This is a genomic window from Dactylosporangium sp. NPDC049140 (genome assembly GCF_040648435.1).
In genome coordinates this window covers 23,432-48,413 of record NZ_JBEZDS010000034.1, presented here as the reverse complement: position 1 = coordinate 48,413, position 24,982 = coordinate 23,432, and the positions used below count along the sequence as shown (strand labels likewise).

Below are 24,982 nucleotides of genomic sequence, written 5' to 3'. Positions count from 1 at the left end.
AGTGTGCACAAAGTCATCGGGTGCGGACACGGGGCCCGAACGATTTGTAAGGTACGAGCATGCTTGATGCTGCCAAGGCCGTGCTGGACACCGGCGAGGGCCTCGACCGCGACGGAGTGCTCGCGGTGCTGACCTGTACCGACGAGGAGTTGCCGGAGTACCTCGCGATCGCCCACGACGTGCGCATGCGCTGGTGCGGCCCGGAGGTCGAGGTCGAGGGCATCGTGTCGCTCAAGACCGGCGGCTGCCCCGAGGACTGCCACTTCTGCTCGCAGTCGGGCCTGTTCGCCTCGCCGGTGCGGGCGGTCTGGCTCGACATCCCGTCGCTGGTCGAGGCGGCGCGGCAGACCGCGGCGACCGGGGCGACCGAGTTCTGCATCGTGGCCGCGGTGCGCGGGCCCGACGAGCGGCTCATGGCGCAGCTCGCCGACGGGGTCGCGGCGATCCGGGCGGCCGTGGACATCAACATCGCCGCCTCGCTCGGCATGCTCAGCCAGGCGCAGGTGGACCGGCTGGCCGAGCTGGGCATCCACCGGTACAACCACAATCTGGAAACCGCGAAGTCCCACTTCCCCAACGTCGTCAGCACCCACACCTGGGACGAGCGGTGGGACACCCTGCGCATGGTCCGCGCCGCCGGCATGGAGGTGTGCTGCGGGGGCATCCTCGGCCTCGGCGAGAGCGTCGAGCAGCGCGCCGAGTTCGCGATCCAGCTGCAGGAGCTCGACCCGCACGAGGTACCGCTGAACTTCCTCAACCCGCGCCCGGGCACGCCGCTGGCCGAGCAGCCGGTGCTCGACCCGAAGGACGCGCTGCGGGCCGTCGCCGCGTTCCGCCTGGCGCTGCCGCGCACGCTGCTGCGCTACGCCGGCGGCCGCGAGATCACGCTGGGCGACCTCGGCACCCGCGACGGGCTGCTGGGCGGCGTGAACGCGGTGATCGTCGGCAACTACCTGACCACGCTGGGCCGCTCCCCGGAGCAGGACCTGGCGCTGCTCGACGAGCTGAGCATGCCGGTCAAGGCCCTGTCGGCGACGCTGTGACGTACTGCGACCGGTGCGGGGAGCCGCGCGGGACCGGCGAACACGCCGCCTGCGCGGCCGCGCGGGAGCTCGAGCCGCCGCGGTACTGCACCCACTGCCGCCGCCGGATGAAGGTCCAGGTGCTGCCGGGCGGCTGGTCCGCCGCCTGCGTCGAGCACGGCGTGCTCACCCCGTAGGGCCGCCCCACTCGGTCGCCGCGGCCGCGGCGCGCTCCAGCGAGCGGGGGTTCACCCGGGCGATGGAGGCCGCGATCCGGCCGCGGCTCTGCAGTACCGCCGCCGCCTTCTTCGACTGCTGGAGCACCCGGAGAATCCGGGGACGACGCAGCCGGTTGTACTCGTGCAGCGCCGCCGGCACCGCCCCGCCCGCCAGCACCGTCTGCAGGGTGGCCACGTCCTCGAGCGCGAGCGAGGCGCCCTGGGCCAGGTGGTGCGGCATGGCGTGGGCCGCGTCGCCGATGAGCGCGTAGCCGCCCGCCCCGGCGGCGATGCCCAGCGTGTCCGGCAGCGGGCTGATCTCGCCGACCGGCTCCTGCACCAGGTCGTCGGCCTCGGTGGCCTCCAGCAGCTGGGCGACCGGCCCGTGCCAGCCGGCGAACCAGCGCCGCAGCAGGGCCAGCTGGCCGGCGGGCGGCTCGGGGCGCAGCGCGCCGGGCACGGTCGCGACCCAGGAGATGCCGCCGCGGCTGGAGCCGCCGGCCGAGCCGCGCTCCCCCAGCGACGCGTACGCGAACCGCTGCCCGCCCCCGAGCACGTCCCCATGGCCGGGCACGCCGGCGGGCAGCTCGGGCGCGCGGTACCACGGAATGACGGCCCGCCACGCCGCGAACCCGGCGCTGGCGAAGGTGCTCGCGGCGGCGAGCCGGCGCCGGATCGCGCTGTCGGGGCCGTCCGCGGCGACGACCAGGTCGCCCTCGAACATGACGCGGCCGTCGCCGACCGCGGGCCGGTCGCGGCGCACGCGGGCGCTCTGCACCGCGATGCCGCCGCGGATGTCGACCTGCTCGCCGATGCCGGCGATGAACGCGTCGTGCAGGTCCTCGCGGTGCACGACGACCGGCGGCGACTCGAGCTCGGCCGCGCCCGGCGGCACCAGCCACGAGCCGTCGGGCCGGTGGATGCCCGCGGGCGGCACCGGCGTGGAGATGCCCTCGAGCCCGCCGGCCAGGCCCAGCGCCCGCAGCGCGCGGACCCCGTTGGGCCACAGCACCACCGCGGCGCGGCCGGCCCGGATCCGGTCGTCGCGCTCGAGCAGGGTGACCCTCCAGCCCGAGCGGGCCAGCGCGCCGGCGGCGGCGAGCCCGCCAATACCGGCGCCGACCACGACCGCGGACCGCATCAGCCCTGTGTTTCCTTCGCTTCCTGGTCTTCCCTGGCCTCGGCGGGCCGGTCGTCGGGCTCCTCCGGCGCGGGCTCCTCGGCGGGCTCGTCGGCGGGCTCGTCGGCAGGCTCCGCGGCGGCGTCGAGGGCCTTCGGCTCCTCGTCGGCGGCCGGTGCGCCGGGGCTGACGAGCGTGATGTTGCCGTCGTCGTCGAAGGTCACGTGCTCCTGCGGGCCGCGTACGCGCAGGAAGTACACCAGCGCGGCGGCGAAGACGATGATCGACGTCCAGTTGTTCAGGCGCATGCCGAGCACGTGTTGGGCGTCGTCGATGCGCAGCAGCTCGACCCAGAAACGGCCGACCGTGTAGAGCATGACGTAGAGCGCGAAGGCGCGGCCGCGGCCGAAGCGGTACCGGCGGTCGAGCAGCCAGACGGCGACCGCGACCCCGATGCACCACAGCGACTCGTAGAGGAAGGTCGGGTGGAACACGCCGAGCACGATCGGCTGGCCGCCGGCCTCCAGGGCGCGGCCGTGCTCGGTGTCCCAGTTGTAGACCTTGAGCCCCCACGGCAGGGTGGTCTCCTTGCCGTACAGCTCGTTGTTGAACCAGTTGCCCCAGCGCCCGATCGCCTGGGCGACGGGCAGCGCGACCGCGAGGGCGTCGGCCGTCATCGCGAACGGCAGCTTCATCCGCCGGCACGCGATGTAGGCGCCGAGCGCGCCCGCCGCGATGCCGCCCCAGATGCCGAGGCCGCCCTCCCAGATCTTGAACGCCTTGAGGACCGAGCCGTTCTCCCCGAAGTACGCCTCCGGCGAGGTGATCACGTGATACAGCCGGGCGCCGACGATGCCGAACGGCACCGCCCAGATCGCCACGTCGAGGATCACCCAGGGTGGAGCGCCCCGCGCCCGCAGGCGGCGGTCGGCGATGTAGCAGGCGGCCACGATGCCCAGCACGATGCAGAGCGCGTAGGCACGCAGCGGGAGCGGTCCGAGGTCCCAGACGCCACGCGTCGGGCTCGGGATCTCGGCCAGCGGGAAGAGGGCAGCATCCACGGGTGCACACGCTACCGCCGATCCCGCCGGAAGCGATGCCCGGGCGGGCCCCGGCTCTTTGGAGATCACCATCAGCGAAGGTCTCGCGACGCTGCGCGGCTCGGCTTAAAGTCGGAACATGAGCTACTCAACGTTGAGTAACGGCAGCAAGGTGACCTCTGCGGTCGCCGCGGTCATCGAGGACGCGGCCGGCCGCGTTCTTCTATGCCGGCAGGCCGGCGGCCACCGGCTGTGGGGTCTGCCGGGCGGGAAGATCCGCACGGAGGAGAGCCCCGTGCACGCCGTCATCCGGGACATCCGCGAGGAGACCGGCCTGGAAACCGAGATCATCGAGCTGATCGGCATGTACCAGCTGACCGGCGACGCCTGCGGCAGCACCACCCCCGACCTGTTCGTCCACGTCTTCCGCGGCCGGCTCGAAGGCGGCGGCCCGGCCCTCAACGCGCCCGGCCGGATCAGCGGGCTGGCGTGGCACTCCCCCGACGCGCTGCCCGAGCCATTGACCGCCACCACCCGCACCGCGATCGCCGATTCGGCCGCCGGGCGCACCGGCGTGATCCGCGAGGTCGAGCGCGACAAGGAACCGGCGATCGCCGACGCCTGAAATTTTCCGCCGCACAAGCTTGCGTACCTGCACCTCCGGCGACACCATCTGGCACTGACGCGGGCCGATCCGCGATGATCCATTCCATGGCCCCGCAGTACTACGCGCTCGGCGACTCGATGTCGATCGACGACTACGCGGGCGGCCCCGGTCTCGGCGCCGCCTCCCTGCTCGCCGACGACCTCGGCATCGAGATGCTGCTGCTCGCGCGCGACGGCGCGACGAGCGACGACGTCCTGCGCCGCCAGCTCGGCCAGGTGGCCGGCCGCCCGGCCCTGGTGACCGTCACGATGGGCGGCAACGACCTGCTGACCGCGATCGTCGAGTCCCCCGACAAGGTGCCGGCCGCGGTGGAGGCGACCGCCGCGAACTACGACGCGGTCCTCGCCACCCTCGCCGCGACCGGCGCGAAGATCGTGGTCAGCACCGTGTACGACCCGACCGACGGCACCGGCGACCTCTCCTGGGCCGGCCTCCCCGACGTCGACGAGGGCCTGGCCCTGCTGCACTCGATGAACGCGGCGATCCGCGGGGCGGCCCGGCGTCACGGCGCGGTCGTGGCGGACCTGCACGTGGCGTTCCTGGGCCACGGCGCGCAGGCCGGCGACATCACCCGGTCCGACTCCCACCCGGCCAACCGCGAGCTGTGGCTGTGCGGGCACATCGAGCCCAACGCCTGGGGCGCGCAGGCGATCCGCGACACCTGGCGGGCGGCCCTACGCGGCTGAGAACGCGTGCAGCCGCTGGACGGCGGCGAAGTACACGTGGTCGCCGGCCACCAGCAGCGGCTCGTCGCCGTGCACCGCGTCCACATCAAGGTCGAGGCGCCGCACGAGGCGCCCGGTGCCGACGCCCGCGTGCACCGGCGACTCCAGCGCCCCGGCGTCGCACCAGCGCTGGGCGCCGTCGGCGGCGGCGTAGGCGCAGACGCCGCGCTCGCCGACCGAGTACACGGCGTCGCCCGGCCGCCACGAGCTCGGCGCCGCTGGCGTCGCGCCGCCAGGCCGGGGCCCCGGTACGGGCGTCGAACGCCTCGATGGTCCCCGGCTCCACGGCCTGCAGCACCAGCCCGCCGAGGCGGACCGGGACGTGGAAGCCGGGCTCGCCGCCGAGCGGGGCGGATCGTCACCGGTCACGGCGTCGTACCGGCGGATCCGCCCCGACGGGCCGCCCGAGGACCGCAACACCGTGCCGTCGACCACGACCGCGCCGCCGACCTGCTCGTCCGGGCGCCCGGCGGGTGCGGCCCACGCCGGGTGCAGGTGCTTCGCCGCCGTTGCGTTCAGGCCGCCGGTCAGCGTCTGGTGGCAGGAGCGTCCGGGGTCTCCGCCGTCCTGGCGCCAGTCGGCGTCGGCGGTCGAGCCGTGGCCGATAGTCGAGGCCTGGGCCGTGCCGGCTTGCGGGACGAGCACGGGGGCCATGGCCGGCAGGAGGAGGGCTTGCGCTACAAAACGGGAATAATGCCGCACGGGCGCTCAACGAGCCCGGCTTCCGTTGGTGGCGGAGCCTGGGTTTCCTTGGCGGCTTCCCTACCGGCTGCGCACGCCCTCGGCCCGCGGTGCCGACCTTGCCTGTGGCCGCTTTAGCGGCGGCGCACGCCCTCGGCGCGCTGTCGTGCCTGAGGTCGCTTCAGCGGCGGCGCACGCCCTCGGCCTGGCCCGGCGCCCAGGCTGCCCGTGGCCGCTTTGCGGCGGCGCGCTATCGGCGCTGACGTGCCTGAGGTCGCTTCAGCGGCGGCGCACGCCCTCGGCCTGGCCCGGCGCCCAGGCTGCCCGTGGCCGCTTTGCGGCGGCGCGCCATCGGCGCTGACGTGCCTGAGGTCGCTTCAGCGGCGGCGCACGCCCTCGGCCAGTTCGGCGCTCAGCTTGCCCACGGCGGCCACGCCCGCCGCCGGGCTGTCGGCCTCCAGCAGGCAGCGGACCAGGGCGCTGCCCACGATCACGCCGTCGGCGAAGGCGCCCACCTCGGCCGCCTGGGCGCCGTTGGAGACGCCGAGCCCGACCGCAACCGGCACCGTGGAGCCGACCGCGCACACCCGGTCGACGATGACCGGCGCCGCGCTGCTGGTCCGGTCGCGGGCGCCGGTGACGCCCATGACGCTGGTGGCGTAGACGAAGCCGCGGCAGGCCGCGACGGTGCTCGCGATGCGCGCGTCGGTCGAGGACGGCGAGACCAGGAAGACCCGGTCGAGGCCGTGCTGGTCGGAGGCGGCGAGCCACGGGCCGGCCTCGTCCGGGATCAGGTCGGGCGTGATCAGGCCCGCCCCGCCGGCCGCGGCCAGGTCGGCCGCGAAGCGCTCGACGCCGTAGCGCTCGACGAGGTTCCAGTACGTCATGGTCAGGATCGGCGCCCCGCTCGCCGCCGCGGCCTCGACGGTGGCGAGGCCGTCGCGGACCCGGAAGCCGCGGGCCAGGGCCGCCTCGGTGGCGCGCTGGATGACCGGGCCGTCCATGACCGGGTCGGAGTACGGCAGGCCGATCTCGACGATGTCGACCCCGTTGTCGATCATGGCCCGGATGGCGTCCGTGGCCGTGGCGACGTCGGGGAAGCCGGCCGGGAGGTACCCGATGAGCGCGCTGCGCCCCTCGGCCCGGGCCTTGTCGAACGCGGTCTGGGCGCTCATACCTCGAACCACTCCCGGGCGGTGTCCATGTCCTTGTCGCCGCGGCCGGACAGGCACACGATGACGGTCGGCTCGCGGCCCAGCTCGGCGGCCAGGCTCGGGATGACCCGCAGGGCCCCGGCGACGGCGTGCGCGCTCTCGATCGCCGGGATGATGCCCTCGCTGCGGCAGAGCAGCTTGAAGGCGTCCATCGCCTCGGCGTCGGTGACCGGCTCGTACCGGGCGCGGCCGGTGTCGTGCAGGTAGGCGTGCTCGGGCCCGACCGCCGGGTAGTCCAGGCCGGCCGAGATCGAGTGGGACTCGACGGTCTGGCCGTCCTCGTCCTGCAGCAGGTAGGTCCGGGCGCCGTGCAGCACGCCCGTGGCGCCGCCGGTGATGCTCGCCGCGTGCCGGCCGGTGTCCACGCCGTCGCCGCCGGCCTCGAAGCCGTACAGCCGCACGGTTTCATCGGGAACGAACGCGTGGAACGCGCCGATCGCGTTGGAGCCGCCGCCGACGCAGGCCGCGACCGCGTCGGGCAGCCGGCCGGTCTGTTCGACGATCTGGCGGCGGGCCTCGACGCTGATGCCGCCGACGAAGTCGCGGACCATCGCCGGGAACGGGTGCGGGCCGGCCGCGGTGCCGAGCAGGTAGTGGGTGTCGTCGACGTTCGTCACCCAGTCGCGCAGGGCCTCGTTGATCGCGTCCTTGAGCGTCTTGGAGCCGGTCGAGACGGGCACGACGGTGGCGCCGAGCATGCGCATGCGGGCCACGTTGAGCGCCTGGCGGCGGGTGTCCTCCTCGCCCATGTACACGACGCACTCGAGGTCGAGCAGCGCGCAGGCGGTGGCGCTGGCGACGCCGTGCTGGCCCGCGCCGGTCTCGGCGATGACCCGCGACTTGCCCATCCGCTTGGTCAGCAGGGCCTGGCCCAGGACGTTCCTGACCTTGTGGGCGCCGGTGTGGTTGAGGTCCTCGCGCTTGAGGAAGATCGTTGCACCGGTACCGCGGGAGAGCCGCTCGGCCCGGTACAACGGGCTGGGCGTGTTGGCGTAGTCGCGCAGCAGGCGGCCGAACTCGGCCTGGAACGCCTCGTCGGCCTGGGCGTGGCGGTAGGCCGCGTCGAGCTCGTCGAGCGCGGCGATGAGCGCCTCGGGGACGAACCGGCCGCCGTAGGTGCCGAAGTGCCCGGCCGGGTCGGGCAGCAGGCCCGCGGCCGACAGGAAGGCGCTCGCCGGGCCGCCGGCGTTCACCGGGCCGCCCGCGGGGTGGCCGGATGGCTCCCGGCGGTCACGAGCTCGGCGACGGCGTCACGCGGGCTCTTCTGCGTGACCAGGCCCTCGCCGACCAGCACCGCGTCGGCGCCGGCGGACGCGTAGCGGATCAGGTCGTGCGGCCCGCGGACCCCCGACTCGGCGATCTTGACGACCTCGGCGGGCAGCCCGGGCGCGATGCGCTCGAACACCGTCCGGTCGACCTCCAGCGTGCGCAGGTTGCGCGCGTTGATGCCGATGACGCGGGCGCCGGCCTCCAGGGCACGGTCGGTCTCCTCCTCGTCGTGCACCTCGACCAGCGCGGTCATGCCGAGGCTCTCGATGCGGTCGAGCAGCCCGGAGAGCGTGTTCTGGTCGAGCGCGGCGACGATCAGCAGCACCAGGTCGGCGCCGTAGGCCCGGGCCTCGTGCACCTGGTACGAGGACACCACGAAGTCCTTGCGCAGCATCGGGATGTCGATCGCGGCACGGACGGCGGCGAAGTCGTCGAGGCTGCCGCCGAACCACCGGCCCTCGGTGAGCACGCTGACGCAGCGGGCGCCGCCGGCCGCGTACTCCTTCGCGAGCGCCGCCGGGTCCGGGATCTCGGCCAGCGCGCCCTTGGACGGCGACGCACGCTTGACCTCGGCGATGACGCCGACGCCCGGGGCGCGCAGCTTGGCGTAGGCGTCCCTCGGCGGCGGGGCCTCGGCGGCGCGCTGTTTGATGTCTGCCAGGGGCACCTGGGCCTCGCGGACCGCCAGGTCCTCGCGCACTCCGGCGAGGATCTCGTCGAGCACCCGGCCGCTTTCCGCGTTGATCAAGGAGCTCCCCTCTCCGGTGGTCATGCGACCGATGCTAGGTCGCCCCCGGTCAGTGGACGGTCGCGGGGGTATGGCCGACATCACCTGATGGACTAGGGCATAATGCCTCGCCGCCCAGTTTTGTCGTACCCCCGCCCTAGGGTGTCCGCATGAGCATCCAGCGCGCCAACACATTGACGGCCACCTGGGCCGCGGTGTCGGCCGCGGCGGTGTTCTCGGCGGCCGCGGTCTATCCGCTCCTGGCTCTGCTGGCCTCCGTCGCCGCCGGACGCCCCCGCGCCGAGCTGCTCGCGGTCGCCCCCACACCCCTCGACCTGCCGATCCGCGGCGCGCTCGGCCTCTGGACCCGCGAGGGCGTGCCGCTCACCCTCGACTGGGCCGCCCGCGCCGGCCCGCGCCTGACCGGCGACCCGCTGATCGACCACCCGCTGCTGGATGCGTGGGCAGCCGCGCAGACCGGCGCCCCCGTGCCCCCGTTCGGGTTCGCCCCCGCCGACGAGGACGCGCTGGTCCTGGCCGCGGCCCTCGCCGTCACCGCCGACTGGGAGGCCCCGTTCACCGACGGCGTGCTGCGCCCCGCGGCCGGCCCCTGGGCGGGCCGGCGGCTGGCCTCGCTGCACCGGCGCGGCCCGGGCCTGACCGCCCTGCGCAGCGCCGCGACGCCCGCCGGCCCGGTGACGCTGCTGACGGTGCGCGGGACGGGCGACGTCGACGTGGTGCTGTGCACGGCCGGCGGGACCGCCCCGGCCCCGGCCGTGCTGGCCTCCGCCGTGGAAAGTTTCGCAGCGGCCGCCCCCGCGAGGAAGGGTCCCGGCATCACCAAGGCACTCGTCGACGCCGACGACACGGAGCCCGAGCTGGTGGTGAAGGTCCCCCGCTTCGCGGCCGCGGCCGCCCACGACCTGCTCACCGCCGCGGACGTCTTCGGCCTGCGTGCGGCGGCCGCGCCGGCACTCTTCCCGGGCATCAGCTCCGAGCCGCTGCGCGTGGCGTCCGCGGGGCTGAGCGTGGCGGCGGCCTTCACCGGCCCGGGGTTCCGCGCCGCGCCGGTGACGCGGACCCCGGTCGTGCCGATGACCCCGCCCGCGGGCACGGCGCGCCGGCTACGGGTGACGGTGCGCTTCGACGAGCCGTTCGGATACCTCGCCGTCCACCGCCCCACGGGCCTGGTCCTCATGGCCGGCTGGGTCGACACCCCGGAGGCCGCACCGTGAGGCTCGCGGCCGCCCGATCCGGTGGCCTTTCGCGTTCCGCGCCGCGCCGGCGACCCGGACCCGGTCGTGCCGATGACCCCGCCCACCGGGCTACGGGTGACACCGCGCTTCGACGAGCCGGTCGAATACCTCGCCGCCCACCGCTCCACGAGCCGGGTCCTCATGGCCGGCTGGGTCGACACCCCGGAGCCGCACCGTGACGCGGGCGGTTGTGTCGGCGGCGTCGCCCCACGCAGCGGCGACCCCCGCCCCGGCCTGCCGCTTCCCGTCGTCCCCGGCCTTCGCCGATCGCTGCCGCTTCCGTTCGCGTTCCGCATCGCCCGGATCGACACACCGCGGGCCGCGCCGTGACGTGGGCGACGGCGTCGCCCCACGCAGCGCCGACCCCCGCCCGACCTGCCGCTTCCCGCCCGGCCGGGCCTTCACGGCCGGCTACCGCTTCCATCGTCCCCGGCCCTCGCCGGTCGTTGCCGCTTCCCTTCGCGTTCCGCATTGCCTGGATCGACACGCCGTGACGAGGGCGGCGGCGTCGCCCCACGCCCGGCCTGCCGCGCTTCCGTTCACGGCCGGCCTTGCCCGGATCGACACCTCGGAGGCTGCACCGTGACGCGGGCGGCGGCCTCGCCCCACGCGGCGCCGACCCCCATCCTGCCTGCCGCGTCCCGCCCGGTCGGGCATTCGCGGGCCGCTGCCCGTTCCTGTTGTCCTTCACATTCGGGGGTTGTGCGATGAGTGTTGCTGCGGCGAATCGGCTCACCCGGGCGTGGGCGGCGACGCTGCCCGGGGCGGCGGGGACGGTCCTGTCGGGCGCGGGCGTCTATCCGCTGCTGTCGCTGCTGGCCGGGGCCGCCGCCGGGCCGGCCGCCGCCGAGTTGAGTGCGGTGGCGCCTACGCCGCTCGTACTGCCGCCGGACGTGAAGGCCGCCGTCGGGTTGTGGGCGCGCGCGGACGTACGGCTGCGGCCGCGCTTCCGGGACCTCGTGGCCGGCGTCCTCACCGACGACCCGGCCCCGATCGACGCCTGGTCGAACGAGCACACCGGCGGCCTGATCCCGTCCATCCCCGTCAAGATCGACGAAGAGACACGCCTCGTCCTGGCCGGCGCGCTGGCTATCGAGACCGAGTGGGCCGAGCCGTTCGAGGACGGCGAGGCCCACTTCGACACGGGACCGTGGACGGGTTCGTGGCTGTGGCTGTACCGGAGCGCGCCCACACTCGACGGGCTCGCCGTCCTGGCGACAGCGGCCGGCCCGATCACCGCCGCGACCGTGCGCGGCCGCGACAACGTCGACGTGGTCCTGCTTTTGGGCGAGGAGAACCGCGGCCCGGCCGAGCTGCTCCCGGCCGCGATCGCCGCCGTGACCGTGCCGGAGCCGGCCTCGGCGGACGCTCTCCGGCCCTTGGTGGATGGTGCCTTCACGCCGGAGGGGCCGGGCGTCTCGGTCGAGCGGAGCGAGCTTCCCGGGTGCACGCTGTCGCTGCCCCGCTTCACCGTGCGGGCCGAGCACGACCTGCTCGCGGCGGCCGAGGTGTTCGGGCTGGGCGCCGCGACCGGCGCGACCGACGCCGCGGGGCATTTCCCGGGCCTCGCCGAGGAGCCGCTCGCGGTCTCGGGGGCCGCCCAGAGCGCCACCGCGTCGTTCACCGCCCTGGGCTTCAAGGCGGCCGCGTCCACCTACGCCGCGGCGGGCGCCGGCATCCCGGACCTGCACCACGACATGGTGTACGTCAGTTTCGACCGGCCCTTCGGCTTCCTCGCCGTCGACCGCCCCACCGGGCTGGTGCTCTTCGCGGGATGGGTCGGCGAGCCGGATCCGTACATCGAAGACTACTGATAAGGCTCAGGACTCCCCGGGTTCGGGGGCCGGCTCGGGGCGGCGCCAGCGGGCCGGGATCTCGCCGCGCGCGGCCATCTCCTTCCACTTGGCGAAGGGGTCGAAGTCGTGCTCCAGGGGCTCCTGCTCCGGACGCTCCCCGTCGGGGACGTGGATGAGGTTGACGCGGATGCGGTACCAGACGGAATTTATCCCCCGCATCGAGTCGACCAGGACGTCGGCGGGCTCGAGCAGCGGCCAGACCTTGGGGTGGCGCTCCTTCCAGCGATCGAGGTCCGCCAGCGCCTCCTCGCGCGTCGCGGTGCGCGTGATCTCGATCAGCGGCATGGTCGGCTCGCGGCGGCCGGCGCCCTTCTTCGCGGGTGCTCGCTTCTTGAACGTGGACGCGAGGTCCAGCAGCGGCTCGAGCGACCCGCGGGCGTCCTCGATGCCGGCCCACGGGTCGGGGCGGCCCGGCATGGTGTCCACGGTGTACGCGGCGGGGTCGCAGCCGGGCACCTCATCCCAGCTGAGCGGGGCCGAGACCTTGGCCTCCTCGGCGGGTCGGACGGAGTACCCGGAGGCGGTGGTGTGGTCCTTCGCGTTCTGGTTGTAGTCGAGGAACACGCCCTGCCGCTCCTCCTTCCACCACGAGCCGGTCGCGAGGTCGGGGGCGCGGCGCGCGACCTCGCGGGCGAAGCCCTCGGCGGCGCGGCGTACCTCGGCGAAGGTCCACCGCGGCTCGATGCGCGCGTAGATGTGGAAGCCCCGGGAGCCCGACGTCTTCGGCCAGCCCGCCAGGCCGTACTCCTCGAGGACCTCCCGGGCGATGAGCGCCACGTCGACGACCTGGCCCCACGGCACGCCCGGCACCGGGTCGAGGTCGATGCGCAGCTCGTCCGGGTGGTCGACGTCCTCGGCGAGCACCGAGTGGGTGTGCAGCTCCAGGCACCCGAGGTTGACGACCCAGGCGAGCTGGGCCGCGTCGCGCAGGACGATCTCCTCCGCGGTTCGTCCCGACGGGTACCGCAGCTCCGCCGTCTCGATCCAGTCGGGCCGCTTGGCGGGCGCGCGCTTCTGGAAGAAGGCCTCGCCCTCGATGCCGTTGACGTACCGCTTGAGGGCCATAGGCCGCCCGCCCGCGCCCCGCAGGGCCCCGTCGGCCACGGCCAGGTAGTAGCGCACCACGTCCATCTTGGTGCGGCCGGACTTCGGGAAGTACACCTTGTCCGGACTGGTGATCGTCACCTCGCGCCCGGCGACCTCGATCACTTCCTCAGCGCTGCTCGCCATGGGCCGAACCCTACTCGGGCCGATCTCCCGTCGTCGGATCTTCGCCCCGGTCGAGGGCGTCCCACAGATCGGTCTGGCCGGGCCGGCGGCGCGCCGGTGCCTCGTACCGCGCCCCCATGCCCGGCCACGAGCGCCCGACACGCACGGTCACCACGCCGGCGGCGAGCACGACCAGCCCGCCGAGCACACATAGCAGCGGCCAGGCCACCCGGACGTCGTCGTCGAGGGTCACCAGCGACGCGACGGTCACGCCGGCGCCGGCGACGACGAGCAGGATGCCGACCGCCAGCCGGGCCGCGGCCCGGGTGGCGAGCAGCGCGCCGGCGCCGGCGAGCGCGACGACGCCCAGGGCCGGCAGCCAGGGCGCGATCTCGGTGCCCGTGCGCTCCACCTTGAGCGGCGGGAGCGGGGCCGGCTGGATGGTTTCGAGGGACTGCCAGGATCGGGTGGCCGCCAGCAGTACCAACGCAGCACCGACGGCACAGGCGACCGCCGTGGTCGCCAGGCCCCGACGCCCCGACAGGTTCATCGGGCCGGCCGCAGCGTCTCGGCGGTCGCGATGGCGGCCAGCACCGCGGCGGCCTTGTTGCGTGTCTCCGTCTCCTCCGCGGCCGGATCGGAGTCGGCCACGATGCCGGCGCCGGCCTGCACATAGGCGGTACGGTCGCGCAGCAGCGCGGTGCGGATCGCGATCGCGGTGTCCATGTCGCCACCGAAGCCGAAGTACCCGACGACGCCCCCGTACAGGCCGCGGCGCGTGGGCTCGAGCTCCTCGATGATCTCCATCGCGCGGACCTTCGGCGCCCCGGACAGGGTGCCGGCCGGGAACGTGGCCGCGAGCGTGTCGAAGGCGGTGCGGTCGTCGCCGAGCTCGCCGACGACGGTCGAGACGATGTGCATGACGTGCGAGTACCGCTCGACCGTCATGAACTCCGGCACCTCCACCGTGCCGGGCTTGCACACCCGCCCGAGGTCGTTGCGGGCCAGGTCGACGAGCATGACGTGCTCGGAGCGCTCCTTCGGGTCGGCGAGCAGGTCGGCCGCGAGCGCCGCGTCCTCCTCGGGCGTCGCCCCGCGCCACCGGGTGCCCGCGATCGGATGCAGCAGCGCCCGCCGCCCATCCACCTTCACGTGTACCTCGGGCGAGGACCCGACCACGTCGAAGCCGTCGAAGCGCAGGAGGTACATGTACGGGCTCGGGTTGGTCGTGCGCAGCACCCGGTAGACATCGAGGGGGTCGGCGTCGGTCGTGCGCTCGAAGCGCTGGGCGACCACGATCTGGAAGCACTCCCCCGCCCGGATGGCCTCCTTGGCGGCCTCGACGGCTTTCGGGTACTCCCCGGCCGGCGTGCGGCTGATGAACTCACCCGGGCGCACTTTGTCCACAGTGGACACCAGCGGCGGCGTCGGGCGGGACAGCGCCGTGGTCATCGCGTCCAGCCGGCCGATCGCCTGGTGGTACGCGGCGACGACCACGGCCTCGTCCGCCCCGGCCGCGGGCAGCACCGCGTTGGCGATGAGCAGCGCCGCGCCCTCGAAGTGGTCGAGCGCGACGAGGTCGGTGGCGAGCATCATCCCGAGCTCGGGGTGGCCGAGGTCGTCGAGGGCGATCTCGGGGAGGCGCTCGAACCGGCGTACCGCGTCGTAGGACAGGAAGCCCACCAGCCCGCCCGACAGCGGTGGCAGGTTGAGCTCGCGCAGGTCGGCGTCGTCGGCGGTCAGCGCGTCGATCGTCGCGCGCAGCACCTCCGTCGGCGCCCCGTCGGCCGGGATGTTCGCGGGCGGCGTGCCGAGCCAGTGCGCGCGCCCGTCCCGCTCCACCAGGGTGGCCATGCTGCGGACGCCGATGAAGCTGTACCGCGACCAGACGGCGCCGGCCGCGCCCGCCCCCTGCTCCGCCGACTCCAGGAGGAACGTGCCGGGGCCGCCGGCGAGCTTGCGGTACACGCCGACGGGGGTCTCGCCGTCGGCCAGCAGCCGTCGCGTCACCGGCACGACACGGCGGGTGCGCGCGAGCTCGCGGAAGGTGGCCTCGTCCGGGGCCACGGCGCCGGTCGTCATGGCGTCACCTCGAGTTCCGTGTAGAAGCACGTGTGGTTGCCGGTGTGGCACGCGGCGCCGGTCTGCTCGACGGTCACCAGCAGGGTGTCGCCGTCGCAGTCGATCGCGACCGCCTTGACGTGCTGGTGGTGGCCGGAGGTCTCACCCTTGACCCAGTACTCGTTCCGGCTGCGCGACCAGTACGTCGCGCGACCGGTCGTGAGCGTCCGGTGCAGGGCCTCGTCGTCCATCCACGCGAGCATCAGCACCTTGCCGGAGCCGTACTCCTGCACGATCGCGGGCACGAGCCCGGCCTCGTTGCGCAACAGACGGTCGGCGACTTCTGGAACAAGGTTCGACGGCACGCCAGCAATTCTCCCGCACCGTGCAGACTCGGCAGTTTGGGGTCTATGGCTGCTGGTGTTGAAGGGGTACCTTGCAGGTGCGCCGCACGGAAGATCTGCGCGGTCGCCCACCCTTCCCCGCAGCCGGCGGCACCCCCTACCCGTCATCAAGGGGGCACCCTTCGCCGGCCATGCGGTCGTCGGTTCCGGGCGCCGCACGGCCTCCCGGCGTCCGCGACCCCAGCGCTGAGCCAACCAGCAGTCCGACCGGGTGGCTGCCCCCGTTCGGACCAGGCGGACGGAGGACCCCCTCATGCACCCCAACATCACCCCACCGAACGAGCAACCGCCGTCGTCGGACGGCTCGGCCGAGGCGGTCGTACCGTCGCCGCGCGAGCCCCTGGACGACGCCCAGGCCCCTGACGACTCCGCTGAGGTTGCGTCCGCCCCTTCGGCCGGCCCTGACGAAGCGGATGCGCTCGCGGACGACCCGGCGATTTCGGTCGCGGTGCCGGACGACATCTCGGCCCTGGTCGGACCGGCCGGCGATGACTCTGGGGTCGCGGATGCCGAGGCCGTCGCGGACACCTCTTCGACCACCGCCGACGTGGTCGCGGACGACGACACTCCTGCGGTCGCAGACACGGCCGCAACCATTGACGACTCAGTCGCCACCGACGACGCCGCCGCCGACGTTGCCGAGGTTGACGACACGGCCGAGGTCGACGACGCGGCCGAGGTCGACGACGCGGCCGACGTTGCCGAGGTTGACGACACGGCCGACGTCGAAGACGCGGTCGCCGAGGTTGACGACGCGGCCGCCGACGTCGAGGACTCGGCCGCGACCGTTGACGACTCGGCTGTCGATGTTGCCGAGGTTGACGACTCGACCCCCGACGTTGACGACTCGGCTGTCGAGGTTGACGACTCGAACGCCGACGTTGACGACTCGAACGCCGACGTTGACGACTCGGCCGCCGACGTTGACGACTCGGCCGCCACCGTTGCGGACGAGACCGCCGAGTCGGAGGACGGCGACGAGCCGGTCGCGGAGAGCGACACGGCCGCCGCGGAAAGCGAGACGGTCGACGATGGCGATGCGGTCGAGGAGACCGAGACGGCGCAGAGCGACGAGCCGGTTGCGGAGGCGGCGGACGTCGCACTTGAGGACGAACCGGCAGCGGTGACGCCGGAGGACGTGGAGGCCACCGACGCTTCGGCTCCGGACGATGCCGCCGCCGAGCCCCTTGAGGCCGAGGCGTCCGACGACGAGGAAGCCACCGCGTCGGACGAGGCCGAGGAGGAGCCGTCCGCCGAGGCCGAGCCGGCCGAGGAGGCAAGCGCGGCCACCCCCGAGACGATCGCGATCACCGAGGAGCAGACCAACGCCGATCTGGCCCACGAGGCCGAGCTAGAGCAGGCCGCCACCGAGGACGCAGCGACCGAGGACGAGAACGCCGCCGAGGAGCCCGCCGCCGAGACCGATGCGGACGACGAGGACACCACGGAGGAGCCCGAGGCCGACGCAGAGTCCGAGGAGCCCGAGGCCGAGGCCGCCGTCGAGGACGAGGCCGCCGCCGAAGAACCGGCCGCGGAAACCGACGCGGAGGACGAGGACGCCACGGAGGAGCCCGCAGCCGAGACCGACGCCACCGCCGAGGACGAGGCCGCCGCCGAAGAACCGGCCGCCGAGACCGACGCGGAGGACGAGGACGCCACGGAGGAGCCCGCAGCCGAGGCCGACGCCACCGCCGAGGACGAGGCCGCCGCCGAAGAACCGGCCGCCGAGACCGACGCGGAGGACGAGGACACGGCCGAGGAGCCCGAGGCCGAGGCAGAGCCGGAGTCGGAGGAGCCGGCCGCCGAGGCCGAGGCGGAAGAGGCGACCGAGGAGCCGGCCGCCGAAGCCGACGACGCCACGGACGAGCCCGAGGCCGAGGCCGAGGCCGAGGCCGAGGCCGAGGCCGACGCCGACGCCGACGCCGAAGACGAGGACGCCGCCGAAGAACCGGCCGCCGAGACCGACGCGGAGGACGAGGACGCAGCCGACGAGCCCGCGGCCGAGTCCGACGAGGAGCCGGCCGCCGAGGCCGAGGACGTCGTGCTGGTCGTGGCCGAGGACGAGGCCGACGAGCCCGCCGAAGCCGTCGTACTCGTGATCGCCGAGGACGAGGACGCCGCCGAAGAGCCCGACGCCGACGCCGAAGACGAGCCCGCGGCCGAGGACGAGGCCGACGAACCCGCCGCCGAAGCCGACGCCGAGGACGAGGACGCAGCCGAGGAGCCCGTGGCCGAGGACGTCGTGCTCGTGGTGGTCGAGGACGAGGCCGACGAACCCGCTGCCGAAGCCGACAGCGACGAAGAAGCGACCGACGACGTCGTACTCCTCGTCGTCGAAGACACGGACGAAGCCGAAGAGCCCGCCGCCGAAGCCGGCGAGGACGAAGGCGAAAGCGACGACGTCGAGGAAGTCGCGGCCGAAGCCGACGAAGACGAGGACGAGGACGAAAGCGACGACCTCGTAGCCGAGGCCGACGACGACGAAGAAGACGAGGACGAGGACGTCGTGCTCATCGTGGCCACCGCGGACGAGGACGACGACGTGCTGATCGTCGTGGCCGAGGAAGAAGAAGAGGACGAGGAGGAGGACGACGACGAGCTCGAGTACGCCGCCGTCGCCGCCGCGCCGCTTCGGCCCGGGGACATCGTCGAAGAGCGGATCGTGCTCTGGAAGCGCAAGCGGGCCGACAAGTTCCGTACGCGGCTCGTGAAGGCGGAGTCGAAGTTCGTCGACGACCCGGTCAAGGCCGTGGCCCGCGCCAGCGCCGTGGTCAGCGACGCGATCGAGACGCTCGCCGAGAAGCTGCAGGAGCAGCAGCACGCGCTCAACCCGAACAAGACCTCGAAGCACCCCGACACCGAGGCGTTGCGCGTGGCGCTGCGGCAGTACAAGGACTTCCTCGAGCGGGTCCTCTCGCTGTAGCTCAGGTTCCACCGCAGGGGGCGTGCCGGGCAACCGGTACGCCCCCTGTCGCATTTACGGGTTTGCCCGCGGCCAAGATTTCATCTACCGTTGAGTTCATCACGCGTTGAGTTCCTGAATCCCCTGATGGACCGCCAGAAAGGAACACCACGATGACGAACGCGATCGAGGTCGAACACCTCGTCATCGCGCGCGGCAAACGGCGGGTGCTGCACGACTTCACCTGCTCCGTCCCCGCCGGCAGCGTCACCGGCCTGCTCGGGCCGAGTGGCAGTGGGAAGACCACGTTCATGCGCGCCGTGGTCGGCGTACAGAAGATCGTGAGCGGCACCGTCACCGTCCTCGGCCACCCGGCCGGGTCGCGGCCGTTGCGCGACAAGCTCGGCTACCTCACCCAGGCCCCCAGCGTGTACGCCGACCTGACCGTCCGCGAGAACGCCCGCTACTTCGCCTCGCTCTACGGCCTCGGGGCCAAGGAGGCCGACGAGGCGGTCCGCGACGTGGGCCTGGCCACCGCCAAGGACCAGCTCGTCGGGCGCCTCTCCGGCGGCCAGCGCGCCCGCGCCTCGCTGGCCTGCGCGATGGTGGGCAAGCCGCAGCTGCTGGTGCTCGACGAGCCGACCGTCGGCCAGGACCCCGTCCTGCGCAACGAGCTCTGGCAGCGCTTCCACGCCCTCGCGCAAGCCGGCTCGACGCTGCTGGTGTCCAGCCACGTGATGGACGAGGCCGCCCGCTGCGACCGGCTGCTCCTGATCCGCGAAGGCCGCCTGATCGCCGATCAAACCCCGGCAGCGGTACGTCAATCCGCCGGCACCGACGACCTGGACGAGGCGTTCCTCAGGCTCGTGCAGGCCCAAGACACCGAGAAGGTGGGCTGAGCCGTGTCCCCGCGACTGACCTTCGGCACCGCCGGGCGCATCCTGCGCCAGCTGCGCCACGACCGCCGGACGATCGCGCTGATCATCGTGGTCCCGACGGTACTGCTCACCCTCCTGCGGTACCTCTACGACGACAACCCGTTCCTGTTCGACCGCGTGGGCCTGATCATGCTCGGGGTCTTCCCGCTCGTGATCATGTTCCTGCTCACGAGCGTGGCGATGCTCCGGGAGCGCACGAGCGGCACCCTCGAGCGCCTCCTCACCACCCCGATCGGGAAGGTCGACATCCTGCTCGGGTACGGGCTGGCCTTCGCCGTCGCCGCCGCGGTACAGGCGGCGATCGTGTCGACCCTCGCGTACTGGCTGCTGGGCCTCGACACGCTCGGCCCGGCCTGGCTCGTGGGCGTCATCGCGGTCGGCAACTCGGTGCTCGGCATGGCCCTCGGCCTGCTGGTGAGCGCCTTCGCCGACAGCGAGTTCCAGGCCGTCCAGTTCATGCCGGCCGTCGTACTGCCCCAGGTGCTGCTGTGCGGCCTGCTGCAGCCCCGCGACCGCATGCCCGGCTGGATGGAGGGGATCAGCGACGTGCTCCCGATGTCGTACGCCGTGCAGGCCCTCACCGAACTGGGCAGCCACACGGACCCGACCGGCATCATGTGGCGCGACCTGGCCATCATCATCGGCTGCGTGATCGTCGCCCTCCTCCTGGGCGCGGCCACGCTGCGCCGCCGCACCGCCTGACCGCCCCGGCCCCGGTGCGCGCCGACCGTGAACGACGGCCAGCGCGCACCGGGCCATCAGGGCACCCGAATAGGCTGGGCGGTGAGAGAAGGCAGCGCACAGGTACAACTTCAGGAAGAGGCCCATGGCTCGCACCGGACGACGCCCCGGCAACCAGGACACCCGCGAGGCGATCCTGGCCGCCGCCCGCACGGCCTTCGCAGAGCGCGGCTTCGACGGGGCTTCCATCCGGCAGATCGCGAGCACCGCCGGCGTCGACCCGGCGCTGGTGCACCACTACTTCGGCGCCAAGGACCAGCTGTTCCTCGCCACCATGAACGCCCCGATCGACCCCGGCGAACTCCTGCCACCGGTCTTCGAACCCGGCATCGACGGCGTCGGCGAGCGCCTGGTCCGCGCGTTCCTGGGCATCTGGGACTCCCCGGCCGGCACGCCGGTCGTGGCCCTGGTCCGCAGCGCCATGCAGCACGACTGGTCCGCCCGCATGCTGCGCGAGTTCCTGGTGAGCCAGATCCTGCGCCGCGCCGCGCGCGCCCTGGACCTGGACCCCGCCGAGGCCCCGAAGCGAGCCGCTCTGGTCGCGTCACAGATGATCGGGATCGGCATCCTGCGGTACATCCTGAAGCTGGAACCCCTGGCCTCGATGCCCCCCGAGGAGGTCGTGAGCAACGTGGCCCCGACCATCCAGCGCTACCTGGCCGACCCGCTGCCCGGCTAGCCCGGTCAGTCGTCGGCGAGATCGGCACAGAACGTCCGCGCCTGCGGCGTCACCAGCAGCCCGACCATCGCGATCGCACACACGACCGGCACGAGCCGCAACGACACCGGCGCGCCGAGCACCCAGGCGAGCAGCGGCGCCGTGGTCCCGGCAAGGCCCCAGAACACCAGGCTGGACAGCCAGGCCCAGTGCTCCCCCCGCCGCACCCGCGTCCCGAGAAACACCAGGACCCCGGCGAGCGGCGACAGGAAGAGCGCCGCATTGAAGAACAGGACAAAATCCAGATATCCGGTACCCCCCTGAGCCACCGGATCCACCTGCATCCCCGAGAGCAGCACCCCGAGCGCCACGAGCGCGAGCGTGAGCATCACCGCGCCCACCGCGTTGAATCCCGTCACCGCGATGCGCACCTGCACCGGCACGAATCGGCGCCCCGCGGCAGCCATGCAGCCAATGTAGGCCATCCCCGGCCTGCGGGAACCCCCGACACATAGAGCCGAACGTGAATGCATGTCCCGTCGGGACACGAGCGTGCGCTTCGGGGGTGGTCAGCGGGTTTGTTCCAGCCACGAGGCGTACAGGCGCGCGTAGATGGAGGTCGGGTCGGTCAGCAGGGACGCGTGGGGGCCGCGCTGGACGATGCGGCCCTTGTCCACCACGATCACCTCGTCGGCGGACTGGGCCGTAGACAGACGGTGGGCGATCGCGATGGTCGTGCGGCCGCGGGTGACGGCGTCCAGGGTGCGCTGCAGGCGGACCTCCGTTGCCGGGTCGACGGCGCTCGTCGCCTCGTCGAGCACCAGCAGGTCGGGGTCGGCCACGTAGGCGCGGGCCAGGGCGACCAGCTGGCGCTCGCCCACCGACAGGGACTCGCCGCGCTCGCCGACCTGGGTCTGCAGGCCGTCCGGCAGGGACTCCAGCCAGTCGATCAGGCCCAGCTCGGTGAAGGCCGCCGCCAGGTCGGTGTCGGTCAGGGCGGGGCGGGCGAAGCGGACATTGTCGGCGATCGTCGCGTCGAAGAGGAAGCCGTCCTGGGGCACCATCACGACCCGGCTGCGCAGCGAGTCGAAGCGGACGGTGTCCAGCGGCACCCCAGAGAGCAGCACGCGGCCGGTCGTCGGGTCCATGAGCCGGGTCAGCAGCTTCGCGAACGTCGTCTTGCCGCTGCCCGTCTCGCCGACCACGGCGACGCGCGTGCGGGCGGTGACGGTCAGGTCGACGTCGCTGAGCACCTCGGGGCCGTCGGGGTACGCGAAGTGCACGTGGTCGAAGCGCACGTCGATCGGGCCGTCGGGCAGGGCGTGGCCGGCCTTGCCGGGGTCGGCGACGTCGGGCTCGGTCTCGATGATGTCCAGCACGCGCCGCCAGCCGGCGATCGCGTTCTGGGCCTCGTTGAGCACCTCGGTGGCGACCTGCACCGGCTGCACGAACAGCGTGGCCAGGAACAGGAACGCGGTGAGCCGGCCGACCGTGAGGCCGCCGCCCACGCCCAGCAGGGTGCCCACGACGATGACGCCGCCGAGCGCGAGCCCCGCGGCCAGCTCGCCGAAGCTCATGCTGATCACGTTGTTGGTCTGGGCGCGGAACTGGTTGCGCCGCGCCCGCTCGATCGCGCCGTCGAGACGCTCCCCGGTGCGGCCCTGGATGCCGTACGCCCGCACGACCGGCGCGCCGACGACGCTCTCCGCGATCACACCCAGCATCGCGCCGACGCTCTCGCGCACCTCGAGGTACAGCACGCTGAGCCGCCGCTGGAAGAAGCGCACGACGAACACGAGCGGCGCGAACGCGGCGAAGACGACGAGGGTCAGCTGCCAGGAGTACACGAGCATGACGATCGTGGTGACCGTGAGCTGACCCAGGTTGATCACGAACAGCAGGCCGCCGAACTGCAGGAACTGGCTGATCTGGTCGACGTCGCCGGTGACCCGCGAGACGAGCGCGCCGCGCCGCTCGGACTGCTGGTGCAGCATCGACAGATCGTGGATGTGGCGGAACGTGCGCGCCCGGATGCCGGCCAGGGCCGTCTCGCTGACGGTGAAGAGGCGCACGTTCATGAGGTATGAGCAGACCATCGTGATGAGCAGCACGCCCGCGGTGACCGCCACGATGCGGGCCACGACGCCGAGGTCGGGCCCGCCGCGAGCGTTGATGCCCTTGTCGATGCCCTGCTGGATGGCGACGGGCACGGCCACGCGCCCGGCGGTGGCCAGCAGGGCCAGGCCCAGCGTGCCGGCCAGCCCGGTGAACAGCTCCGGGGACAGGGCCAGGCCCCGGCGCAGCACGGAGGCGCGCGGGGCGGGCGCGGCGGCGGTGGCGCTCTCGACGGTGGTCATGCGGGCAGCGTCTCCTTGTCCAGCCGGCCGTCGCGGCCGTCGTCCAGGCGGTCACCGTCGAAGGCGTGCTCGCGTTCGCGCTCCTCCTCGGCCTTCTCGTACGCGGTCACCAGGTCGGCGTAGCCCGGCGCGCTCTCCAGCAGCTCGGCGTGGGTGCCGCGGGCCACGACCCGGCCGCGCTCGAGGTAGACCACCTCGTCGGCCAGGGCGATGGTGGCGCGGCGGTAGGCGACGACGAGGATCGACGCGGCCTGCGCCGCCCGGTCGGGCCCCGGGACGGGCGCGCCCTCGTCGCGGCGCAGGGCGGCCAGGATCGCCGCCTCGACGCGGGGGTCGACGGCGCTCGTCGCGTCGTCGAGCACCAGCAGGCGCGGCGAGCCGGCGAGGGCGCGGGCGATCGTCAGGCGCTGCCGCTGGCCGCCCGACAGCGACGTGCCGCGCTCGCCGACCTTGGTGTCGAGCCCGTCGGCGAGGTGGTCGACGAAGCCGTCGGCCTGGGCCAGGCGCAGCGCGCGCCAGGCCTCCCCGTCGTCGACGCCGGCGCGGTCGAGGGTGATGTTGCCGCGGATGGTGTCGTCGAAGACGAACGGGATCTGCGCGACGAGCGCGGTGCCGGCGGTCAGCGCGTCCTGGCTCAGGTCGCGCACGTCGACGCCGTCGAGGCACACCGTGCCGGCCGCGGGGTCGACGAGCCGGGCCGCGAGCGCGGCGACGGTCGACTTGCCCGAGCCGGTGGGGCCGACCAGCGCGACCGTGCGCCCGGCCGGGACGTCGAACGTCACGCCGGTGAGCACGTTGGGCCCGGTGCCGGTCTCGTCGGTGTAGGCGAAGTCGACGTTGTCGAAGCGCAGGGCGGCCGGGCCGGTGCCGGGCAGGCCGGCGGTGCCGTAGACGGTGTCGCCCTCGGCGTCGAGCACGCGCCGGATGCGTTCCCAGCCCACCACGCTGCGGGGCAGCTCGGCGAGGACCCAGCCGATGGCCCGGACCGGGAACGCGAGCACGGTAAAGAGGAACGCGACGCTGACGACCTGCTCGACCCCGACCGCGCCGGCGCGGAAGCGGTAGGTGCCGACCACGAGCACGGCCAGGGTGCCGATGCTGGGCAGCGCGTCGAGGACCGGGTCGAACATGGCCCGGACCCGGCCGACCCGGATGGTGGCGTCGCGCAGCTCGACGGCCTTGGCCGCGAAGCGCTCGGTCTCCGACGCCTCCCGGCCCATGGTCTTGACGACGAGGGCGCCGTCGAAGCTCTCGTGCGCGACCGCGCTCACCTCGGCCCGCAGCTGCTGGGCCCGGGCCACCCGCGGCGACATGCGGCGCGAATACGCCACGTTGACCAGCAGCAGCGCCGGGAAGACGGCCACCCCGACCAGCGCCATGGCCCAGTCGGTGAGGAAGAGGGAGACGACCGCGGCCAGGAGCATCACGACGGTGCCGACCGCGAACGGGAACGGGGCGATCGGATACCACGCCGACTCCACATCGGCGTTGGCGTTGGACAGCAGCGTTCCGGTCGCGTGGCGCTGGTGCCAGGCCAGCGGCAGGCGCAGGTAGCGGCGGGTGACGGCGCGGCGGTACTTCGCCTGCAGGTTGAACTGCATCGCGCCCGCGCCGAGCCGGCGGCCGAAGATGCCCACGATCTTGCCGAGGCTCACCGCGAGCACGGCGAGGCCGCCCAGCAGGAGCGTGCCGGTGGCGACGCCGCCCCGGTCGAACGCCGGCACGACGATCTGGCCGACCACGCGGCCGGAGACGAACGCCGTCGTGATGGTCAGGAGGCTGAACAGCACGCTGCCGCCGACCGACCACGCGAACATGTGAGGCTCGTCACGGACCGCGTGGCCGAGCACCCGGAAGCCCTTCGCGAGCACCTTGCCACTAGTCACAACACGCCCCCCAGTAAGCGACCCGACCGCA

The 24,982-nt window shown here is 73.5% G+C and carries 23 protein-coding genes, 1 pseudogene and 1 CRISPR repeat array; of the genes and pseudogenes, 11 read left to right on the top strand and 13 right to left on the bottom strand.

All coding sequences use genetic code 11. The annotated features are described in order from the left end of the window. The first annotated feature begins 59 nt into the window (after nt 1–59). Together bioB and AB0B76_RS39095 are read left to right on the top strand one after the other, a co-directional pair. Nucleotides 60–1,043: a biotin synthase BioB gene (gene bioB, locus AB0B76_RS39100; protein ID WP_360385169.1), complete on the top strand. Its 984-nt coding sequence runs from the start codon at nt 60–62 to the stop codon at nt 1,041–1,043. Further along, a complete protein-coding gene (locus AB0B76_RS39095; RefSeq protein WP_360385167.1) occupies nt 1,040–1,219 on the top strand; it encodes a hypothetical protein in 180 nt (59 codons plus the stop codon). Before bioB ends, AB0B76_RS39095 begins: the two co-directional genes overlap by 4 nt. Here AB0B76_RS39095 and AB0B76_RS39090 read toward each other — a convergent pair. After that, nucleotides 1,209–2,381, bottom strand: coding sequence for an NAD(P)/FAD-dependent oxidoreductase (locus AB0B76_RS39090; RefSeq protein WP_360385165.1), 1,173 nt, complete (start codon nt 2,379–2,381; stop codon nt 1,209–1,211). The two genes, AB0B76_RS39095 and AB0B76_RS39090, sit on opposite strands and share 11 nt — an antisense overlap. Next, a complete protein-coding gene (gene lgt, locus AB0B76_RS39085; protein ID WP_360385163.1) occupies nt 2,381–3,421 on the bottom strand; it encodes a prolipoprotein diacylglyceryl transferase in 1,041 nt (346 codons plus the stop codon). Before lgt ends, AB0B76_RS39090 begins: the two co-directional genes overlap by 1 nt. A 118-nt stretch (nt 3,422–3,539) precedes the next feature. Between lgt and AB0B76_RS39080 the strand changes: the two genes are divergently transcribed. Together AB0B76_RS39080 and AB0B76_RS39075 are read left to right on the top strand one after the other, a co-directional pair. Continuing rightward, nucleotides 3,540–4,025 carry an NUDIX hydrolase gene (locus AB0B76_RS39080; RefSeq protein ID WP_360385161.1) on the top strand — a complete coding sequence of 162 codons (486 nt, stop codon included), beginning with the start codon at nt 3,540–3,542 and terminating at the stop codon, nt 4,023–4,025. A gap of 86 nt (nt 4,026–4,111) precedes the next feature. Then, on the top strand, nt 4,112–4,753 hold the full coding sequence (locus AB0B76_RS39075; protein WP_360385159.1) for an SGNH/GDSL hydrolase family protein: 642 nt from the start codon (nt 4,112–4,114) through the stop codon (nt 4,751–4,753). Here AB0B76_RS39075 and AB0B76_RS39070 read toward each other — a convergent pair. The 4 genes and pseudogenes from AB0B76_RS39070 to trpC form a co-directional block, all read right to left on the bottom strand. Then, entirely contained in the window at nt 4,742–5,437 is a 696-nt protein-coding gene (locus AB0B76_RS39070) for a hypothetical protein (RefSeq protein ID WP_360385157.1), read from the bottom strand. The two genes, AB0B76_RS39075 and AB0B76_RS39070, sit on opposite strands and share 12 nt — an antisense overlap. A 120-nt stretch (nt 5,438–5,557) precedes the next feature. Continuing rightward, a CRISPR array of direct repeats spans nt 5,558–5,875; the repeat unit is 21 nt; unit sequence GCGGCGGCGCACGCCCTCGGC. Between the two features lie 56 nt (nt 5,876–5,931). After that, nucleotides 5,932–6,648 (bottom strand): annotated as a pseudogene (gene trpA / locus AB0B76_RS39065) (tryptophan synthase subunit alpha); the annotation flags it as partial. After that, complete coding sequence (gene trpB / locus AB0B76_RS39060) at nt 6,645–7,850, bottom strand: tryptophan synthase subunit beta (protein WP_360385328.1); 1,206 nt, start codon at nt 7,848–7,850, stop codon at nt 6,645–6,647. The gene trpB and the pseudogene trpA, both read right to left, overlap by 4 nt. A 26-nt stretch (nt 7,851–7,876) precedes the next feature. Further along, complete coding sequence (gene trpC / locus AB0B76_RS39055; RefSeq protein WP_360385326.1) at nt 7,877–8,680, bottom strand: indole-3-glycerol phosphate synthase TrpC; 804 nt, start codon at nt 8,678–8,680, stop codon at nt 7,877–7,879. Between the two features lie 173 nt (nt 8,681–8,853). Here trpC and AB0B76_RS39050 point away from each other — a divergent pair, with 173 nt between their 5' ends. The 3 genes from AB0B76_RS39050 to AB0B76_RS39040 all read left to right on the top strand — a co-directional run bounded on the left by AB0B76_RS39050 (nt 8,854) and on the right by AB0B76_RS39040 (nt 11,753). Continuing rightward, on the top strand, nt 8,854–9,918 hold the full coding sequence (locus tag AB0B76_RS39050; RefSeq protein ID WP_360385155.1) for a hypothetical protein: 1,065 nt from the start codon (nt 8,854–8,856) through the stop codon (nt 9,916–9,918). A 21-nt stretch (nt 9,919–9,939) separates the two neighbouring features. Next, a complete protein-coding gene (locus AB0B76_RS39045) occupies nt 9,940–10,269 on the top strand; it encodes a hypothetical protein (protein ID WP_360385153.1) in 330 nt (109 codons plus the stop codon). Nucleotides 10,270–10,646: 377 nt separating this feature from the next. Continuing rightward, nucleotides 10,647–11,753: a serpin family protein gene (locus AB0B76_RS39040; RefSeq protein WP_360385151.1), complete on the top strand. Its 1,107-nt coding sequence runs from the start codon at nt 10,647–10,649 to the stop codon at nt 11,751–11,753. A gap of 6 nt (nt 11,754–11,759) precedes the next feature. Here AB0B76_RS39040 and ligD read toward each other — a convergent pair whose 3' ends face one another. The 4 genes from ligD to hisI are packed head-to-tail and all read right to left on the bottom strand — an operon-like array spanning nt 11,760 to nt 15,430. After that, nucleotides 11,760–13,025 carry a non-homologous end-joining DNA ligase gene (gene ligD, locus AB0B76_RS39035; protein ID WP_360385149.1) on the bottom strand — a complete coding sequence of 422 codons (1,266 nt, stop codon included), beginning with the start codon at nt 13,023–13,025 and terminating at the stop codon, nt 11,760–11,762. 10 nt (nt 13,026–13,035) lie between these two features. Continuing rightward, complete coding sequence (locus AB0B76_RS39030) at nt 13,036–13,554, bottom strand: Trp biosynthesis-associated membrane protein (RefSeq protein WP_360385147.1); 519 nt, start codon at nt 13,552–13,554, stop codon at nt 13,036–13,038. Beyond that, complete coding sequence (locus AB0B76_RS39025) at nt 13,551–15,086, bottom strand: anthranilate synthase component I (RefSeq protein WP_360385145.1); 1,536 nt, start codon at nt 15,084–15,086, stop codon at nt 13,551–13,553. The genes AB0B76_RS39030 and AB0B76_RS39025 overlap by 4 nt, the downstream gene beginning before the upstream one ends. Further along, the gene (hisI, locus tag AB0B76_RS39020) at nt 15,083–15,430 is read right to left on the bottom strand and encodes a phosphoribosyl-AMP cyclohydrolase (RefSeq protein WP_360385143.1); all 348 of its coding nucleotides are present in this window, start codon (nt 15,428–15,430) and stop codon (nt 15,083–15,085) included. Before hisI ends, AB0B76_RS39025 begins: the two co-directional genes overlap by 4 nt. Nucleotides 15,431–16,016: 586 nt before the next feature. On the opposite strand from hisI, the gene AB0B76_RS39015 reads away from it, so the two are divergent. From AB0B76_RS39015 to AB0B76_RS39000, 4 genes are all read left to right on the top strand, one after another. Continuing rightward, a complete protein-coding gene (locus tag AB0B76_RS39015) occupies nt 16,017–18,392 on the top strand; it encodes a hypothetical protein (RefSeq protein ID WP_360385141.1) in 2,376 nt (791 codons plus the stop codon). Nucleotides 18,393–18,544: 152 nt separating this feature from the next. After that, nucleotides 18,545–19,270, top strand: a complete 726-nt coding sequence (locus tag AB0B76_RS39010; RefSeq protein WP_360385139.1) for an ABC transporter ATP-binding protein — start codon at nt 18,545–18,547, stop codon at nt 19,268–19,270. A gap of 3 nt (nt 19,271–19,273) precedes the next feature. After that, complete coding sequence (locus tag AB0B76_RS39005) at nt 19,274–20,011, top strand: ABC transporter permease (protein ID WP_360385137.1); 738 nt, start codon at nt 19,274–19,276, stop codon at nt 20,009–20,011. Nucleotides 20,012–20,135: 124 nt separating this feature from the next. Continuing rightward, the gene (locus AB0B76_RS39000; RefSeq protein ID WP_360385135.1) at nt 20,136–20,729 is read left to right on the top strand and encodes a TetR family transcriptional regulator; all 594 of its coding nucleotides are present in this window, start codon (nt 20,136–20,138) and stop codon (nt 20,727–20,729) included. A 5-nt stretch (nt 20,730–20,734) separates the two neighbouring features. Here AB0B76_RS39000 and AB0B76_RS38995 read toward each other — a convergent pair whose 3' ends face one another. The 3 genes from AB0B76_RS38995 to AB0B76_RS38985 all read right to left on the bottom strand — a co-directional run bounded on the left by AB0B76_RS38995 (nt 20,735) and on the right by AB0B76_RS38985 (nt 24,936). After that, nucleotides 20,735–21,175: a hypothetical protein gene (locus AB0B76_RS38995; protein WP_360385133.1), complete on the bottom strand. Its 441-nt coding sequence runs from the start codon at nt 21,173–21,175 to the stop codon at nt 20,735–20,737. Nucleotides 21,176–21,277: 102 nt separating this feature from the next. Further along, entirely contained in the window at nt 21,278–23,065 is a 1,788-nt protein-coding gene (locus tag AB0B76_RS38990; protein WP_360385131.1) for an ABC transporter ATP-binding protein, read from the bottom strand. Then, on the bottom strand, nt 23,062–24,936 hold the full coding sequence (locus AB0B76_RS38985) for an ABC transporter ATP-binding protein (RefSeq protein ID WP_360385324.1): 1,875 nt from the start codon (nt 24,934–24,936) through the stop codon (nt 23,062–23,064). Before AB0B76_RS38985 ends, AB0B76_RS38990 begins: the two co-directional genes overlap by 4 nt. Between the last annotated feature and the right edge of the window lie 46 nt (nt 24,937–24,982).